This is a genomic window from Winogradskyella sp. 3972H.M.0a.05, from assembly GCF_040493455.1.
In the GTDB taxonomy this organism is placed as follows: Bacteria; Bacteroidota; Bacteroidia; order Flavobacteriales; family Flavobacteriaceae; genus Microcosmobacter.
This window is the reverse complement of the sequence record NZ_JANFDA010000003.1, coordinates 188,464-206,639: the sequence shown is the minus strand read 5'-3', so window position 1 is coordinate 206,639 and position 18,176 is coordinate 188,464. Positions and strand designations below refer to the sequence as shown.

Annotated in this window: 13 protein-coding genes; 7 read left to right on the top strand and 6 right to left on the bottom strand. The window is 37.6% G+C overall.

Annotation, left to right across the window (positions count from 1 at the left end; all coding sequences use genetic code 11):
* Positions 1–136: 136 nt before the first annotated feature.
* Both NCE97_RS07910 and mnmE read right to left on the bottom strand, forming a co-directional pair.
* Complete coding sequence (locus NCE97_RS07910) at positions 137–5,014, bottom strand: BspA family leucine-rich repeat surface protein (protein ID WP_353778480.1); 4,878 nt, start codon at positions 5,012–5,014, stop codon at positions 137–139.
* A gap of 132 nt (positions 5,015–5,146) precedes the next feature.
* Positions 5,147–6,544 (bottom strand): tRNA uridine-5-carboxymethylaminomethyl(34) synthesis GTPase MnmE, encoded by a 1,398-nt coding sequence (gene mnmE, locus NCE97_RS07905; protein ID WP_353778479.1) that lies wholly within the window; start codon positions 6,542–6,544, stop codon positions 5,147–5,149.
* A gap of 116 nt (positions 6,545–6,660) precedes the next feature.
* Between mnmE and NCE97_RS07900 the strand changes: the two genes are divergently transcribed.
* The gene (locus tag NCE97_RS07900; RefSeq protein ID WP_353778477.1) at positions 6,661–7,803 is read left to right on the top strand and encodes a redoxin domain-containing protein; all 1,143 of its coding nucleotides are present in this window, start codon (positions 6,661–6,663) and stop codon (positions 7,801–7,803) included.
* Positions 7,804–7,838: 35 nt separating this feature from the next.
* Here the strand turns inward: NCE97_RS07900 and NCE97_RS07895 are convergent, their stop codons facing one another.
* Positions 7,839–8,486: a rhomboid family intramembrane serine protease gene (locus NCE97_RS07895; protein WP_353778476.1), complete on the bottom strand. Its 648-nt coding sequence runs from the start codon at positions 8,484–8,486 to the stop codon at positions 7,839–7,841.
* A gap of 61 nt (positions 8,487–8,547) precedes the next feature.
* On the opposite strand from NCE97_RS07895, the gene NCE97_RS07890 reads away from it, so the two are divergent.
* Positions 8,548–9,432 (top strand): lysophospholipid acyltransferase family protein, encoded by an 885-nt coding sequence (locus tag NCE97_RS07890; RefSeq protein WP_353778475.1) that lies wholly within the window; start codon positions 8,548–8,550, stop codon positions 9,430–9,432.
* On the opposite strand, the gene NCE97_RS07885 is transcribed toward NCE97_RS07890, so the two are convergent.
* Complete coding sequence (locus tag NCE97_RS07885) at positions 9,422–10,924, bottom strand: aminotransferase class V-fold PLP-dependent enzyme (protein ID WP_353778474.1); 1,503 nt, start codon at positions 10,922–10,924, stop codon at positions 9,422–9,424. The two genes, NCE97_RS07890 and NCE97_RS07885, sit on opposite strands and share 11 nt — an antisense overlap.
* A 26-nt stretch (positions 10,925–10,950) precedes the next feature.
* The gene (gene glmM / locus NCE97_RS07880; RefSeq protein WP_353778473.1) at positions 10,951–12,339 is read right to left on the bottom strand and encodes a phosphoglucosamine mutase; all 1,389 of its coding nucleotides are present in this window, start codon (positions 12,337–12,339) and stop codon (positions 10,951–10,953) included.
* Between the two features lie 72 nt (positions 12,340–12,411).
* Here glmM and NCE97_RS07875 point away from each other — a divergent pair, with 72 nt between their 5' ends.
* From NCE97_RS07875 to NCE97_RS07855, 5 genes are all read left to right on the top strand, one after another.
* Positions 12,412–13,017 (top strand): acyl carrier protein phosphodiesterase, encoded by a 606-nt coding sequence (locus NCE97_RS07875; RefSeq protein WP_353778472.1) that lies wholly within the window; start codon positions 12,412–12,414, stop codon positions 13,015–13,017.
* Positions 13,010–14,737, top strand: coding sequence for a gamma-glutamyltransferase (ggt, locus tag NCE97_RS07870; RefSeq protein ID WP_353778471.1), 1,728 nt, complete (start codon positions 13,010–13,012; stop codon positions 14,735–14,737). The genes NCE97_RS07875 and ggt overlap by 8 nt, the downstream gene beginning before the upstream one ends.
* Positions 14,738–14,742: 5 nt before the next feature.
* Positions 14,743–15,411, top strand: a complete 669-nt coding sequence (locus NCE97_RS07865; RefSeq protein WP_353778470.1) for a DNA alkylation repair protein — start codon at positions 14,743–14,745, stop codon at positions 15,409–15,411.
* Positions 15,408–16,310, top strand: coding sequence for an ATP-grasp domain-containing protein (locus NCE97_RS07860; protein WP_353778468.1), 903 nt, complete (start codon positions 15,408–15,410; stop codon positions 16,308–16,310). Before NCE97_RS07865 ends, NCE97_RS07860 begins: the two co-directional genes overlap by 4 nt.
* Positions 16,311–16,392: 82 nt before the next feature.
* A complete protein-coding gene (locus tag NCE97_RS07855; protein WP_353778467.1) occupies positions 16,393–17,544 on the top strand; it encodes a hypothetical protein in 1,152 nt (383 codons plus the stop codon).
* A gap of 16 nt (positions 17,545–17,560) precedes the next feature.
* Here NCE97_RS07855 and NCE97_RS07850 read toward each other — a convergent pair whose 3' ends face one another.
* Positions 17,561–18,088 (bottom strand): DUF8685 domain-containing protein, encoded by a 528-nt coding sequence (locus NCE97_RS07850; protein WP_353778466.1) that lies wholly within the window; start codon positions 18,086–18,088, stop codon positions 17,561–17,563.
* Between the last annotated feature and the right edge of the window lie 88 nt (positions 18,089–18,176).

Here is an 18,176-nt window from a genome sequence, read left to right as displayed (position 1 = left end):
AAATCAAAAATGATCAAATTAACTATATATAAAACCTCCTTATACCCAAAGATAAGGAGGCCACATCGTTATAGTTATCTTCACCCTTTTAAATTCCCACGAACATGCTTTGTTATTAATAAAGGGGTCATAAGATCTAATTATTGTTTAGTTTCTGATTGTTCTTGTCGGTCATCTCTATATCAAAGGCCATCCGTGCCGAAGGTACTACTGCTGGTAACTGCTCCAAAATGTTATAGCCATAGAATTGTAAAATGATGTTAATGGGATGATTCAGTACATTATCCCTCAACACGTTCGCATCATTCTCCGCACCGATAATGTTTGCGCCTCCAGTGAGATTGATGTCCTCATAGGTATAACCCGAAACTGTAAAGCCGTAGAACTGAATGATCAAGTTGATCGGATCGTTGAGTACGGCGTCACGGATAGTGTTCGTATCATTTGGTGCGCCAATGATGTTTACTTTGCCATCGCCATTATCATCACCAGCCCACATCCCCTGAATACCCACTGGCATACCAAGAATAGTCTGAGCGTTGATACCATATGTAGCTGTGCTGCCATTAGCGAAATCTACTATGGTTACCGCATTGCTTAGACCAATCGCACTATTACTCATAATACCCAAATGATTACGGTGTTTGATCGCTATAAAATAATTGTCGATGCCCTGATTAAATGATAATGCCGAAACTCCGTCTATACCAACAACATCTCCATCGCGCTGTAATAAAGCCGATTGTGAATCGATAACTAAAGTGTTTTCGCCTTTATCTCTTAGCTCTACAAATACCCAATCTACAATGGCATCATTACCTGTAGCATCAAAAACCGAAACATCAACACTGGCATCATCACCGTAAGGGCTAACCGTTGGCAATAGTCCTGCTACACGCAAATCATCACGCATTAATGTCTCTTCACTTACATTTGGGTTTAAAGCAGCTCCTTGGAGATAGACTTTAGGGGCTACTACAATATCTATAGCACAATTAAGCCCTCCGTCGGTAATGGTCCAATTCAATCCAGTAGGATTGGTTAAGGTGTTTCTTGCCGTTTCACCTAGACAATATTGGCTGTCTCCTCCACCGAAATTAATATTTGAAGGTATAAGTGTTTCTCCAGCCATTGTGTCTAAGGTGGCCCAACCGATTAAGAGGTTATCATAATTGGCATTAGATAATCCAGAATCTGTAAACATAGAAGAAGCAGTGCTTAAGCTTTCTATATTCCAATTACTTAGATCTTGATCAAAATCTTCAGCGCCATTGAACATGCTCCCCATATGGGTTACAGATGATACATCCCAATTACTCAAATCCTGATTAAAAGCTAAGGCATCACTAAACATATTGCGCATTGATGATACGCCACTTACATTCCAGATACCAATAGGCTGATTAAAGTCTTCTGCTCCTCTAAACATGTTGAACATCCTATATACGTTACTGGTATTCCATCCACTGATATCCTGGTTAAAAGCTTGTGCACCTGAAAACATACTGAGCATGTCGGTGACGGTATTGGTGTTCCAACTTGTAATATCCCCGTTAAAATTTGTAGCGTTAGCGAACAACGCAGCCATTATTTCAACTGAAGAGACATCCCAATTATTTAAATCTTGATCGAAATCTTCAGCACCTGAAAACATTCCACCCATATGGGTTACGTTTCCCGTGTTCCAATTCCCAATAGGCTGATTAAATATAGAAGCAGAATCAAACATACCTGTCATAAATTGAACGTTGGAAACATTCCAATTGCTAATGTTTATATTGAATTGTGAAGCTGAAGCAAAGAGTAGTATCATATCTTCTACATTGGCAACGTTCCAATCATTAAAGGCTGTAGTTCCGATTAACGAGGTGCACTCTCTAAACATTCCTCGCATTGAGGTTACATTGGTAAGATCTGGTGAATCAATGGCAGTGACATCCATATTTGAACACCCCCTAAATGCAGATTCCATAGAACTCCATGAAATATCTCCCCATTCCATTACTGAGCGTATTTTTTCTTTATCACCTGAATTATTAAAGTAAATACGCGGAAAATCTCCTGTAATTAAAACCGTATAGACCGCCGGGTAACTATATTCATGGGTAGCATCTCCTGTAAGACCTGTTTCTACAGTTCCGTCACCCCAATTTATACTATAATTATAACCGTCTCCAGTTGTAGGAATAGTGATCGTTTCAAATGTGCCAGAGGTCTCAAAAGTCATCACAAAAGCAGTATCAATAGGATTTACATTGACTGCTGAAGTACAACTATGTTCGGTTCCATTTTCATCAGTTAGGGATATCGTAACATCTACCGAATAGGGATCTTCTGCCCAATCAAAAGTCGTTTGACTCAATGTAAGATCCATTATATCATAACAAGCAAGTTCAGTAAATTCATCTGCGTTAAATAATATATTGTAGATATCACCATCGGTTAAGGTATATTGTCCTTGTACATTGGTCACATCAATATCAATAGGGGCACATGCAATACTGACTTCGCGGGTATTAATGACGTGTACAACAAAATTATGCACATAGGTATTCCCACTTTGATCTTCAATGGTCCAGGAAGAAGGGACCGATGTTCCTAATTGATCACACGTAAAAGAAGTTGGGCCTGTAAATCCTGCACTCTGCACACTACAATTATCAGAAGAATTAGAGTTGAACACCGAGATCAATGAAGTAATCGTTCCACCATAACGGAGATCTATAGTCATTTCGTCATAAAGATCCGTATCAAACGTAGGGGCTATGTCATCAATGACCGTAACGGTAGCTTCACAAGAACTGGTTTGAAGACCATCTGAAGATGTCATGGTTAAGGTTACCAAGTTATCTCCTAAGTTGTCACATGTAAAGGTATCCTGTGAAATGGTAAATGTAGGAGGTGCGCAACCAATGGCTATACTTTCATTTTCTATTTCACTTGGATCTAGTGTATACGTTCCATTGTCATCGAGTGCCACGGTAATGTTTTGGCATTGTGCTGTAAATTCTCCATTTTCCGTAACAATAAGCGTGACTTCACACGAATCAGAATTCCCATTGGCACTGGTGACCGTGAAGGTCACCTGTTGCTCACCCACATCATCACAAGTTAACGTTTCAACATCTGCAGAAAATGTAAGATCACCACATTGATCATTACTATAACTACCATTATCTAATTCAGCTGGATCGAGGATAGCCGTACCATTTTGAAGGGCCAAAGTGTAGGTGTCTTTACAAATGGCCACGGGTATGCTACTATCAATAACAGTCATCATAGTGGTACACTCTGATGTATTTCCAACAAGGTCAGTCATGATGATTGTAATGGGTATGGTCTGCCCCAAATCGTCACAATTATAATGGATGTCTGTACCAGCTGCAAAAAGTATCGTGCCATCTTCACAAAAGAAGGAAGAATTATCATTAATATCATCTATTGAAAGCACCTTGTACGATTGTCCTTCTAAATCTAATTCAAAATCAGGCACACAATTGGCTGTAGGGCCTTCATAAGGCAAGACCGTAACATAGGTCGTACAATAGTCCCAAGCACCATTCTCTGCAGTTACAGTTAAAATAACAGGTGTCTCTCTCCCTACATCACCACAATGAAAAATAGTCCGTTGAGCATCCAAATCCAAGACATAATCGCAAGTTGGGTGATAAGACCCAGCGTCCATGACCTGTGCAAAGTCCGGATCGATATAGAGGCCATCAGGACCCAAAGTAACGGTAATATTTTCTTCGCACACGGCTACAGGAGGCACATTTGTAGCGCTCACGGTGAAATCGTATTCAAAGATATCTCCAGTACCTAAATTAGTAACGGTCAATGTGTAATCCCCAGCTCTCATGGAGCGGAAAATACCATCCCCTAAATAATTCCATCCATTAGATGGAGAAAGGTTCCAGTCTAATGCCATATCACAATATCCCGTATCAGAAAGTGTATAGTTGAATTGAATACGCCCCTGATCGTCATCGGAGCATAAAGGGTTGATATATTCAAAACCAGTTACGTTTATAGTACATTCGTGTTGTACTTCGACATATCCATGCTCAGTGTTATTATCATAGCTGCCTGCCGTAATGTTCACATTTGAAGTATATAATGGGTTGGCAAAGCTACCGCCGCCGCCGCCATTATCAAATTCACTTCCGCCGCCGCCACCAGAATAGCCACCACCGCCGCCAGCTCCCTCATCTGATGAGCCACCTCCACCAAAACCCCATCCGCCAGCATAGTCGTCTTCGGTACCTCCAGCACCTCCTGATGGAAATCCTAACTTGCCTCCCATCGGATGAGCAGATGGACTTGTACTATTATCACCTGTACCATTTGAAAAGGCACCGCCGCCTCCGCCTGAAATATCCACCCAATCGGCAACACCACTACCAGACCCAGCACCTCCAGTGCCATTAGAACCAGCAGTTCCTGCACCAGAACCACCACCATTTCCGCCAAAAGTTGTGGCGCGTCCTCCTTGTCCGTGTTGTCTATCAACACAACTAATGAAATGACCTTGATAGGCACCGCCACCGCCACCAGCTACTGCAATAATTTGCCAAGCAGCATTTATATTTGCCAACACTGCGGTACCTCCACCACCACTTCCAGTAGAACCTGCAAAGCAACCAGATCTAATTTCATCCGTTCCTTTTCCACCAACAATAAATCGAAGTTCAGTACCCGGTGGTATTTGACCAGCACTCGTATTAGATCCAATGGTTATCGTAGCTTCTGTAATAGCTCCATTTCCTCCTCCTGCTTTACAGTCACATACTTCTGCACGACCACCGTCACCTCCTTTTATTTTAAATGTAAGTTGTGAGCCTTCTTGGGCATTGGCATCTACAGTATAGCTCTGTAAACCTCCAGTATAATCGAAAACTTGCTGTCCCCATGCGGAATTTGATAGGAAACAAAGAAAAAGTGTTAGAATAAAAGTGTTGATAACTAACCTATATCCATATCTTTTAAAGAACTCTGTTAAGCTAATAGTTTTCATCATGGCATTTTTAAACAAAATTCCATTAATTCGTAGATGTAGGAAATACGAAGCGGCACTTATTATATAAGTGTTGGTACGTAAATAAAAAGGTTATTTTTATTTTGAACTTGTTGTAGTACTTGGTACGAATTACTTCCCGATACAAAAATTAGCGAAGATGTTTCCAAGGAGATCGTCAGTAGTGATTTCTCCTGTAATTTCTCCAAAGTGGAATAAGGCTTGACGGATGTCGATGGCCATAAGGTCTCCCGATAAGCCTGAGTCTAAACCATACTTTACTTTTTGAATTTCTTCAAAAGCTTTTAACAAGGCATCATAATGGCGTGTATTGGTGACGATGGTTTCATCATTTCGTAAGGCTCCCGTATTGACAAAATTTGATAATGTTTCTTTTAGACTGTCTACACCTTCTCCATGCTTAGCAGAGATTTTCAAAAAATGAGATTTCTCAACTGCGCTCGAAATGACATCTAGTTTGCTTAATTCAACCTCATTCAATTGATCAACTTTATTAGCGATAACCACTAAAGGTTTTTGGGGATACTTGTTTTTGATTTTTTCGATTTCCAATTGAAGCTTAGATAACTCTTTCTCACTTGCTTCAAATAAGTAAATGACAACTTGAGCTTGAGCTATTTTTTCAAAAGTTTTTTGAATTCCAATACTTTCGACCACATCCTCAGTATCTCTGATCCCAGCTGTATCGATAAACCTGAAGCCAACACCATCTATAACGATCTCATCTTCAATAGTATCTCTAGTTGTTCCAGCGATATCACTAACGATAGCACGTTCCTCATTGAGCAGTGCGTTCAACAGTGTGGACTTACCTACATTGGGTTCACCAACAATCGCGACTGGAATTCCATTCTTAATCACATTACCTACAGCAAAAGAATCAATCAAACGTTTCAATACAAAACTAATTCTATCGATAAGCTCTTTGAAAGCAGAACGGTCTGCAAATTCAACATCTTCTTCTGCAAAGTCGAGTTCCAACTCAATCAATGAGGCAAAGTTCATGAGTTCCTCGCGTAGCTTTGCAATTTCAGATGAAAACCCACCACGCATTTGTTGCATGGCTATCTTGTGAGAGGCTTCATTATCACTCGCAATAACATCGGCAACAGCTTCTGCCTGACTCAAATCTAATTTACCATTCAAAAACGCACGTAGTGTGAATTCTCCAGCATTTGCCATTCTACAGCCACTTCTCAAAAACAATTGAATGATTTCTTGTTGAATATATGTAGACCCATGACAGCTAATTTCTACGACATCTTCACCTGTATAGGAGTTTGGATTCTTAAACACCGAAACCAAAACTTCATCTAGCTCTTTATCACCATCAACTATATGTCCTAAATGGATCGTATGTGTTTTTTGGTTGGCCAAAGCTTTTCCAGATACAGATTTAAATTGCTTATCGGCAATGACTATGGCACTTGTACCAGACAATCGTATAACTGCAATAGCTCCAGAGCCAGAAGGTGTTGCTAGAGCAACAATAGTATCGTTTTGAGTCATTTAAATGGTCTTCAAATTTGATACAAAAGTACACTATAAAACTGTTAATATTACTATTAAAGCTATTCTCAAAGTGGGATAACTTTTTATATTTGTAGCAATACAAAAAAACGATCATGAAAAACTTAAGTATTCTATTAGTTTTAACCTTATTGTTTAGTTCATGTAAAGATGAACCAAAAAGAGATTCTTATATCATTACGGCGAATGCACCTGGAGTATACAATGGTATTAGAGCTTACCTAAAAGTTTCTGGTGACAAGGGCAGACAAATCCCTGTAGACACTGCTATTGTAATGAATGAAGCATTTACATTTGAAGGAAAAGCCGAGTCTCCAGGAATGTATTTTATCACTATTGATAACGTACGTGGAAGTGTACAATTGGTTTTAGAGAATGATGATATTGTGGTCGATATCGATAAAGACGTTATCGCGAAATCTAAAATCACAGGTTCTGAAGCCACGGATTTATTCACGACGTTTAATGATAACCTCATGGCTAAACGTAAAGATGTGCAACAACTCTTAGGAGAGCAAAGACAAGCTAATTATGCTAAAGATGAAGAGTTACTGAAAACTTTACAAGAAAAAATAAGTGCTAAAAATGAGGAGTTGAAAAATTTTGGGTACGATTTTGTTTCACAAAATCCAGAGAGTGTGGTTTCTTTGATTCTATTGGAACAACAGTCTAAATCTAAAGATGTCGATACAGAACGATTCATGAATAGTTTCGAAGAACTAGATGACGACCTTAAGAACTCTAAAAAAGGTACAGTTGTAAAAACCAAAATGCTTGCTCATATTGAAAAGCAAAAAAAGTCTGAAGCTTTACAAATAGGAAAAAAAGCACCTTTATTTACTGCGCCTGATAAAGACGGAAATAAAATCGCTCTAAATGATATTAAAGGAAAAGTAACTATCGTAGACTTCTGGGCATCTTGGTGTGGTCCATGTAGACGAGAAAACCCTAATGTGGTTAGAGTATACGAACAATATCACGATAAAGGTTTGGAAATTATTGGTGTATCGCTAGATAGAGCTAATCAAAAAGACCGTTGGTTAAAAGCCATAGAAGATGACAAACTTAATTGGCATCATGTGTCTAATTTGAGCTACTTCAATGATCCTGTAGCCAGACTATATAATATATCTTCCATCCCTGCAACCTATATCTTAGATGAAAATGGAACAATAGTAGCAAAGAATCTTCGAGGCCCTGCTTTAGGATTGAAGGTAGCAGAACTACTTAACAACTAATTAAAAAGAGAGGTTTTAAAACCTCTCTTTTTAATTTATAACTTTCCTGTTTTGTGCATTACAAAAAGTATAAGAATGGGGACTGCTAACAATCCTACCATTAATAAGTTAGCCTTAAATAAATAAGGAGCTAACATTAAAGTTACTATGTAACCTCCTACTGCACCTCCAAAGTGTGCATCATGCCCAATATTGCCAAGCTTATTTTTCATTCCATATATGGAAAACAATAAGTATCCTATTCCAAAAATATATGCTGGTATTGGTACAGGAATGAAAAACATATATAGGTTCATATCTGGTCTCAATAATATAGCTGAGTAAAGAATCCCCGTAACAGCACCACTAGCTCCTACAGCACTATAGTAATAATTGTCCTTATGAAAATAAAGCGAAAACAAGCTCCCTAGAATAAGGCTGGAGATATAAATGACGATAAATTCAAACTGTCCTAAATGCTTAACAACAACATCTGCAAAGAAGAACAACGTAATCATGTTGAACGCTAGATGCTTGTTATCTACATGCAAGAAGCCAGAACTAAACATTCTTATTTGCTCACCTCTTCTAACACTGCCGACATTGAACTTATAACGGTCAAAAAATCCGTAATCATTGAACCCTTTTTGTGTTATCAAAACATTGGCTACAATGATGACTATTGTTACTATACTTATTCCCATAATAATCTAAAACGTATCGATAAATATAACATTATATTTGTGCCACAAAACTAATACATTAATGCATCTCATTGTATACATTATAGCATATCCTTTTTTACTATTAGTATCAATTTTACCATTTAGGTTACTATATATGGTTTCAGATTTGGTGTATGTGCTTATATTTTATGTTATTGGTTATAGACGAAAAACTGTAAAAAGTAATCTCAATTTAGTTTTTCCTGAAAAGTCCGAACAGGAAATTAAAGCAATAACCAAAAAGTTTTATCGCCACATGTGCGATATGTTTTTGGAAATGATCAAATCAATGTCAGCTTCAAAAAAATCACTTTTGAAGCGATTTGCAATGATCAATCCTGAAGAATTCACCAGACTGGAAGGCTTGCAAAAAAATGTCATCGTAATGTATGGTCATTATGCCAGTTACGAATGGTCTATGGTAACGGAGAATTATTTCAATTTTAAAGGATTTGGAGTTTATAAAAAGATAAAGAACAAATATTTTGATGCCTTAGTAAGACGTATTAGATCAAAATACAACACCACACTTATCAGCACAAGAGATACCTATCCAAAGATGGTGGAGTTAACCAAGCAAGATGTTCCTTTCATGATTGGCTTTTTGAGTGATCAGTCTCCAAAACTAAATGATAAAAATCATTGGGCTGAGTTCATGAATATTAAGGTTCCTACGTTTGTTGGTGCTGAAGTGATTGCCAAAAAACTGGACATGGCAGTGAGTTACTTGAAAATAAAAAAGGTGAAACGCGGTTATTATGAAGCTGAATTAGTAACACTTGCTGAAAACCCCAAGAACTTTGAAAACTTTGAAGTCACCGACTTATTCCTACGTCAGTTAGAAGACCAAATCAAAGACGCTCCCGAATATTACTTATGGACGCACAAACGCTGGAAGCATTATGACAAAGCGCCTAAAGCGTAAACCAATCTTTTAAACGGTTTTCTTTAACCTTGTTACTAAATTCTTTGTGTACAAACTCGTTTGTATAACGATCGTAATCGTAGGCTTTAGACCATTCTTCGTGATGTTCTGCTAGAGCCTTTACAGACTTGCAGATAAAATCTACCTCTTCCGATGTGGTTGTAGGATGAATTGATAATCGTATCCAACCTGGTTTCCTGGCAAGATCTCCAATTGAAATTTCATTGGTTAACTCGTGCGACGTTTCATAATCTACATGCAATAGATAATGTCCATAGGTTCCTGCACAGCTACAACCTCCTCTAGTTTGAATTCCAAAACGGTCGTTCAATAATTTTACGCCCAAATTATAATGCAAATCGTCTATGTAAAAAGAAATTACTCCCAAACGATCTCTATGTTGTGGTGCTAGAATGTTCAGGTTTGGTATTGCTTCAAAAGCATCAAATAATTGTTCAACAATTTCATGCTCACGCTTTAGCATTTTATCAACACCCATCTGCTCTTTCAGCTTTATAGATAAAGCCGTTCTAATGGTTTGCAAAAACCCAGGTGTACCCCCATCTTCTCTATCTTCAATATCATCAAAATACTTATGTTCACCCCAAGGATTTGTCCAGCTTACTGTGCCTCCTCCAGGACAATCAGGAATCATATTGTTATACAGTTTCTTGTTGAAGACCAAAATTCCGCAAGTACCAGGACCTCCAAGAAATTTGTGTGGTGAAAAGAAAATAGCATCCAAATAAGCTTCCTTATCTTCAGGATGCATATCAATGTCTATATAAGGACCAGCACAGGCATAATCCACAAAACACACACCACCATTCTGATGCATTAATTTTGCAATAGTATGTACTGGTGCCTGAATTCCAGTAACGTTAGAACCTCCTGTAACAGAAGCTATTTTGAGCGGTTTATCTTTATACTTTTCGAGCAGAGCCTTAAAGCTATCCATGCAAACTAATCCTTTTGAGCATGCAGGAATTACCTCAACAATAGCCATTGTCTCTAACCAAGATGTTTGATTAGAGTGGTGCTCCATATGCGTAACAAAAACTACTGGACGTATATCATCGGGAATATCTGTGTATTCTCTTAAATTCTCTGGGACTTTAAGCCCAAGGATTCTCTGAAACTTATTGACGACACCAGTCATCCCATTTCCAGAAGCAATCAACACATCGTCTTCACTACTATTAACATGAGCTTTGATAATATCTTTTGCTTTATGATATGCCAGTGTCATTGCAGTTCCAGACTCTGTAGTTTCAGTATGTGTATTGGCCACATAAGGACCAAAATCATTCATGATTTTTTCTTCAATCGGACGATACAAACGCCCTGAAGCCGTCCAATCCGTGTAGACAATCTTTTGCTTTCCATAAGGAGAGACAAACTCTTGATCTATACCTATTATCTGTTTCCTAAATTGGTCAAAATAATGCTCTAGTTCTGTTTTTTGAACTGTATTTGAATCTGGAGTAATCATGAATATAGATTAGCGCATTAAAAATACTAAATATTAGCCACTTCTTTAATTTCAGCAATAATGGCATCCGCCAAAGTATCGGCTTCTTGCTGTGATTTGGCTTCAGTATAAATTCTTATAATTGGTTCTGTATTACTCTTTCTAAGATGTACCCATTTCTCGGCAAAATCTATTTTTACACCATCAATTGTCGTAAGATTTTCATGACTATATCTAGACTCCATCGTACTGAGTATTTCATCAACATTGATTTGAGGCGTCAACTGAATTTTCTTTTTGCTCATAAAGTAACTTGGATATGTCGCTCTAAGCTCGCTGGTCTTCATTTTTCTTTCAGCCAATAAACTCAAAAATAACGCTACACCAACTAATGCATCTCTACCATAATGTAATTCAGGATAAATAATACCACCATTGCCTTCACCTCCAATAATCGCGTTGTTCTTCTTCATTAACTCTACTACATTCACTTCACCGACAGCACTAGCTTCATAAGAGCCTCCATGAGATTTAGTCACATCGCTCAATGCTCTCGTAGAACTCATATTACTCACAGTATTCCCTGGAGTTTTACCAAGTACATAATCTGCACACGCCACTAAAGTATATTCCTCTCCAAACATCTCGCCTTGCTCATCCATAAACGCCAGACGATCAACATCTGGGTCTACAACAATACCCAAATCTGCATGCTCCTTAACAACAGCTTCAGCTAAATCCGTTAAGTGTTCTTTTAAAGGTTCAGGGTTATGAGGAAAATGCCCATTAGGCTCACAGTACAATTTAACTGGATGAACACCAAGGCGTTCTAGTAACAATGGAATTGCAATACCTCCTGTAGAATTCACACCATCAACAACAACCTTAAAATTGGCATCTTCTATAGCCTTTTTGTTCACTAAAGGCAAGTTCAAAACTTCATCGATATGCAAATCTATATAAGCTTGATTCTTGGTAATTTTACCAAGTGTATCTACATCCGAAAATTCTATAGCTTCACTTTCAGCAATCTCTAAGATTTTTGCACCAGCAGCTGCATCAAGAAACTCACCCTTTGCGTTCAGTAATTTTAATGCATTCCATTGCTTAGGATTATGACTAGCAGTGAGTATTATTCCACCATCAGCATGCTCCATAGGCACCGCCACTTCTACAGTTGGCGTTGTAGACAGACCCAAATCAATAACATGAATACCAAGACCAACAAGAGTATTCATCACTAAATTTTGTATCATCTCTCCCGAGATTCGCGCATCTCGTCCAACCACTACCCTGTAGTTGTCTTTATTACGCTGTTCTTTTAGCCATACTCCGTAGGCAGAAGCAAATTTTACAGCATCAATCGGTGTAAGATTATCTCCTACATTTCCTCCAATTGTACCTCTAATTCCAGAAATAGATTTGATTAATGTCATGTGGGTTTTAGATTTTCAGCAAATATACAATTACAATAGCTTTTATAAATTATGAATTTGTAAATTACACAAATGAATTTCCTAGCCCATATTTATCTTTCAGGAGACAACGAATTAATAACCATCGGTAATTTTATAGCAGATGGTATTCGTGGAAAAACCTACAAGGTCTATGAAAAAGACATCCAAATTGGTATTCTACTACACCGAGCAATCGACACATTTACGGACTCTCATCCTATAGTAAGACAAAGTACAAAGCGACTGCACAAAAACTATAGCCATTATAGCGGTGTTATTGTAGACATTTTGTATGATCATTTTTTGGCAAAAAACTGGGAAAATTATTCTTCTGTACCTTTGGATATTTTTGTTGAATCGTTTTACGATTCTCTAGAAAAGCATTTTGAAATATTGCCAGCAAGAATTCAGCGTTTAATGCCATACATGATTTCTGATAATTGGTTATTGAGTTATGCAAAGATTGAAGGCATTCAGCGAGTACTTGAAGGTATGAACAGAAGAACGAAGAATAGATCACACATGAATGAAGCAATTGTAGAGCTGAAAACCTACTACACTGAATTTGAAAATGAGTTCACAAGCTTTTTTGAAGAATTAAGAAACTATACTGATCAAAAACTAACAGAATTAAACGCTAACCATATAGATGATTAAAAAGATTTCATTCTTACTACTTCTTACATTAGTAATCTTTTCCTGTAAAAAAGACAAAAAACCTGAGCAGCAAATCGCCGTAAAGGAAACCCAAATAGTTGAAAATGCTATGGTAGTTTCAGCGCGAGCAGAAGCTTCGCAAATAGGCACTGATATTATGAGACAAGGTGGAAATGCCTTTGATGCCATGGTCGCAACACATTTTGCCTTAGCAGTGACATATCCATATGCAGGTAATCTTGGCGGTGGAGGGTTCTTGGTATATCGATTGGAAAATAGTATTACAGAAACCTTAGACTTCAGGGAAAAAGCACCTTTGGCTTCAACCAGAGATATGTATTTGGATGAAGATGGTAATGTTATAGAAAACCTTAGCACTGTTGGTGCTATGGCAGTTGGAGTCCCAGGTAGTGTTGAAGGTATTTTAACTGCCCATGAAGAATTTGGAAATTTACCGCTAGACAAGATACTTCAACCTGTAATAGAACTAGCGGAAAACGGTTTTGTAGTCACTAAAAAACAAGCAGAACGTTTCAAAAAGTACGACAGTATTTTTAAAGCAGTAAATAATAAAACGCTCCCTTTTAATGCTAGTGTAAAGGAAGGCGATGTAATCAAAAACCCTAATCTAGCAGAAACATTACGTAGAATAATGAATCGTGGTTTTGAAGAATTTTATTCTGGTAAAACTGCCGATATCTTGGTGAATTTTATAGAAGAAAAAGGAGGTATTGTAACCCATGAAGATCTCGAACGTTACGAATCCAAATGGCGAAAACCATTGACCTTCGATTATAAAGATTTAAGAGTCATTTCTATGGCGCCACCCTCTAGTGGTGGTATCTGCTTAGGGCAAATCCTTAAAATGCTAGAACCTTACGACCTTTCATCTTATGGTCATAATTCAATAAAGTCTGTACAAACATTCGCTGAAGCCGCAAAACGATCTTACGCCGATAGAAGCTACTTCCTTGGTGATCCTGACTTTGTTGATGTGCCAAGCCGCTACCTGCTTAGTGATGTCTATTTAGAACAACGCATGAGTGATTTCAACTTTAATAGACCTACAGATTCTATAAAGCCTGGGCAAATAGAAGGCTATAATATTTTTTCTGAAACACTTCCAAAGGAAAGTAATGAAACCACACATTACTCAATAATAGATCCATTTGGTAATGCCGTTTCCGTAACCACAACATTAAATGGCGCTTATGGATCAAAATTATATGTAGATGAACTCGGGTTTTTTCTGAATAACGAAATGGACGATTTCAGTAGTAAACCTGGCACACCAAACTATTACGGTTTAGTAGGTTCTGAAGCCAATAGCATCGCTCCAGAAAAACGCATGCTAAGTTCCATGACACCAACCATCATTGAAAAAGATGGGGAGCTTAGAATGATCCTTGGTTCACCAGGAGGTTCAACGATCATCACTACAATAGCTCAAATAATTCTGAATGTTGAAGAATTTAATATGAACATGCAAGAAGCTGTAGATCAACCTAGATTTCACCATCAGTGGCTACCAGATCATATTACATTTGAACCGAATAAGTTTGACCAAAAACTACTAGAGCAATTACAAAAACTAGGTTATAAAACAGTAGAAAAAAATAGTGTTATCACCAGTAAGGTAGATGCCATTTTGGTTAGGGACGATGGACGGTATGAAGCAGGAGCAGACAGTCGTGGTGATGATACAGCAATAGGATATTAATACGTATGGATTTTATTTCACAATTAAAGCATCGGCTACAAGCCCAGAGCAACGATGAGTTTGCTTTGCAAATGCACGAATATATGAAAAGAGGGTTTCACTTTTTAGGTGTGAAAGCTCCAGATAGAAAGCAGATACTCAAGGAGACGATAAACGAACACAAAGAGGAAGTCAGTAAAAATGCACGTTCGATTGCAGAATCACTTTACGCATTGACAGAACGCGAATACCATTACTGTGCTATGGAGATTATTGCAAAATTCCTGAAGAAAAAATACAAAGAAGAAGACTTCGATTTTATATGCGCGTTAATCTATACACATTCTCATTGGGATACTGTTGACTTTGTTGCAAAGCATGTTCTGGGAAGCTATTTGCAACAATTTTGGGAGCAAAGAAGAGCCTGTGTGGATAAACTATCCAAGTCCGATAATATGTGGTTAAATCGTTCCGCTATACTCTTTCAGCTAGGCTACAAAACCAGAACTGATGAAGCCATTCTATTTGAGCAATGTATCGCACATAGTGACTCTAAAGAGTTTTTTATTCAGAAAGCAATTGGGTGGGCTCTTCGTGAATATGGCAAAACCAATCCAGATGCTGTAATCGAATTTGTAAATAATACTGAGCTTAAAGCGCTTAGTACACGCGAAGCCCTAAAACGACTGCAATGATATACGACGTTGTAATACTCACAGATCGAAAACATGCTTATCCCAAGCGTATAGATGACTACACTAAAAATGTCATTACAGAAGATGCGATTATACAAAATGCTTTGGGTAGACTAGGCCTAAGAGCTGCTAGATTGTCTTGGGATGATGAAGACTTTGATTGGTCGAATACGAAATCTGTTTTATTCAGGACGACTTGGGATTATTTCGACCGTTTCGATGAGTTTTCTGTTTGGCTGGATAAGGTCTCTACAAAAACACGGTTAATCAATTCTGAAGCGATTATTCGCTGGAATATCGACAAGCATTACCTTAAGGATTTACAGCAAAATGGTGTACACATTGCTGAAACACATTTCATTGAACAAGGTTCCAGCAAAACGCTTAAGGAACTACATAAAGAATTGGGTTGGCAGGAAACAGTTTTGAAACCTTGTGTGTCTGGCGGTGGCTGGCATACTTATAAACTAAATTCAGAAAATATTGATGCGCACGAAACAATATTCAAGACCCTAATAGACAATCAATCCATGATGCTGCAACCTTTTCAGCACAATATCGTATCGCAGGGAGAGTTATCTCTGATGGTTTTCAATGGTCAGTTTACGCACGCCATTCTAAAGAAAGCTAAAGCTGGAGATTTTAGAGTACAAGATGATTTTGGAGGTACTGTACACAACCACAACGCTTCTAAAGAAGAAATAGAATTTGCCGAACAAACTGTAGAAGCATGTGCAGAACCACCGTTGTACGCTAGGGTCGATGCCTTTATAGATAATGATGGTAAACTTGCCTTAGCCGAATTGGAACTCGTAGAACCCGAATTATGGTTTAGAAACCATCCTGAAGCTGCAGACATTTTAGCTAAAGGCGTTAAAGATTACCTATTGTCATCCTGAATTAAATTCAGGATCTCGTGAAGCATCGATGAGATGCTGAATCAAGTTCAGCATGACAGAAAGTATATAATATCAATTCAAAATGAAGCCAAAAAAAATATTAAAAATCATTTTAGGAGTAATCATTTTCCTTACCCTGCCTTCACTCCTATTCTTTGGGTTTCTTTACTTAAAGTATAACGAACCCTTACCTGAAGGAATAATGGGTTCCGAAGCTGATGTACTTGCCACCAGAATGCTCGATGCTCTCAACCATGATGCTTATGAGGCTACTGACCATATTGAATTCACCTTTAAAAACAGGCATCACTACAAGTGGAATAAAGCTGAAAACAGTTGTGAAGTTTATTGGAAACACTATAAGGTTGATTTAGACCTCAATAATTATGGTGATTCTAAAGTATTTATTGGTGAAACTGAATATGAAGGTGAGGATAAAGCTAAACTCATAAAGAAAGCATGGGATTATTTTAATAATGATACTTTTTGGTTAGTGGCACCTTATAAAGTTTTTGATTCAGGTGTAGAACGAAGATTGGTTAAAACTGAAGAAGGCAAAGATGCGTTATTGGTAACGTATACCTCAGGAGGATCAACACCTGGAGATTCTTACCTATGGCATTTTGATGACACCGGAAAACCTATCAGTTACCAAATGTGGACATCAATCTTACCCATTGATGGTTTGGAAGCTTCATGGTCAGACTGGATCGCGACAGAAAGTGGTGCACAATTACCAACGTTTCATAAACTGCTGGTTCTAGGATTGGAAATGGGTGAAGTTAAAGGGACCATTGAGCTCAAATCTTTCCCAGATGCAAAAGAAGAATTGTTAGATGTATTATCCAAAAGCAATTATGCTCTTATGGAACGCAAAGAATTAGATTCTTTGGATTCTCCTCTCAGAATCAACAATAAACTTAGATTAGTTTCCTTTAAGGAGCAAGAACCGATCAATCTTCATTATGAAAAATGGAAAAGAAATAATGATAGTATAGAAATATGGCGAATAGATTTTAAGGACTCGTTCGGAATAAGTTATGCTCAAAAAAAATTGGATAAATTATGTATTAGTAAAACCCCTGAAAGAACTATGTTTCAAAAATCCTTCAGAGGCTATAAAATGTCTAGTAAATCCATTTTCTTATTCAGGCATAAATTCTTTTCAGAAGCAAGTCGAGAAAGAAATCGGAATGTAATTGATTTCATCAAAAAAGATTTCACTTGCTGGTAAAGGATTAATAAGTGACCTACTTACTCCTCTGCCCTACAAACTGCTGACTCTTCAGTTTAAACAATACATTGAAGGTTGTTAGGCTTCCGTAGCTTCTAGTAATATATTGCTGTAAATCAATCTTCTCTTGTTCATCAAGGTTATTACTGCTATTGATTTTCTGCTCCATCACTCTCAATCTATCACGTACCATAGTAATCTTATGAAAAAATGTATCAATTGGCAATTCCTTACTCTGTAAATTAGGATCACCTGGCTCCATAATTAGTTTTCCACCTTTCCACTTATCGGCAATGCTAATTACTTCGGAAACATCACTCCACTTCTTTAAAATTTGGCGCAAACTTTTTTCAACCTCATAGAAACTAACCGTATCGACTTCATCCTCAGCTGCATCGATCACGTCAAACTCAGAATCAATATCTATAGTTTCCAATCCGCCCTCAATAAAAGTTACCCAATAATGAATTGACGTCACATTAGTAACTACACCTTTTCCATATTCTGGATGATTTATACGAGAACCTATACCTAGTAATTTCATATGCTTTTCTATTTTTTAAAATCCTATAGCAAGTATAACAATTATTCAAAATGAGACCATAACAATTCTTGTTTTTATGCTAATTGAT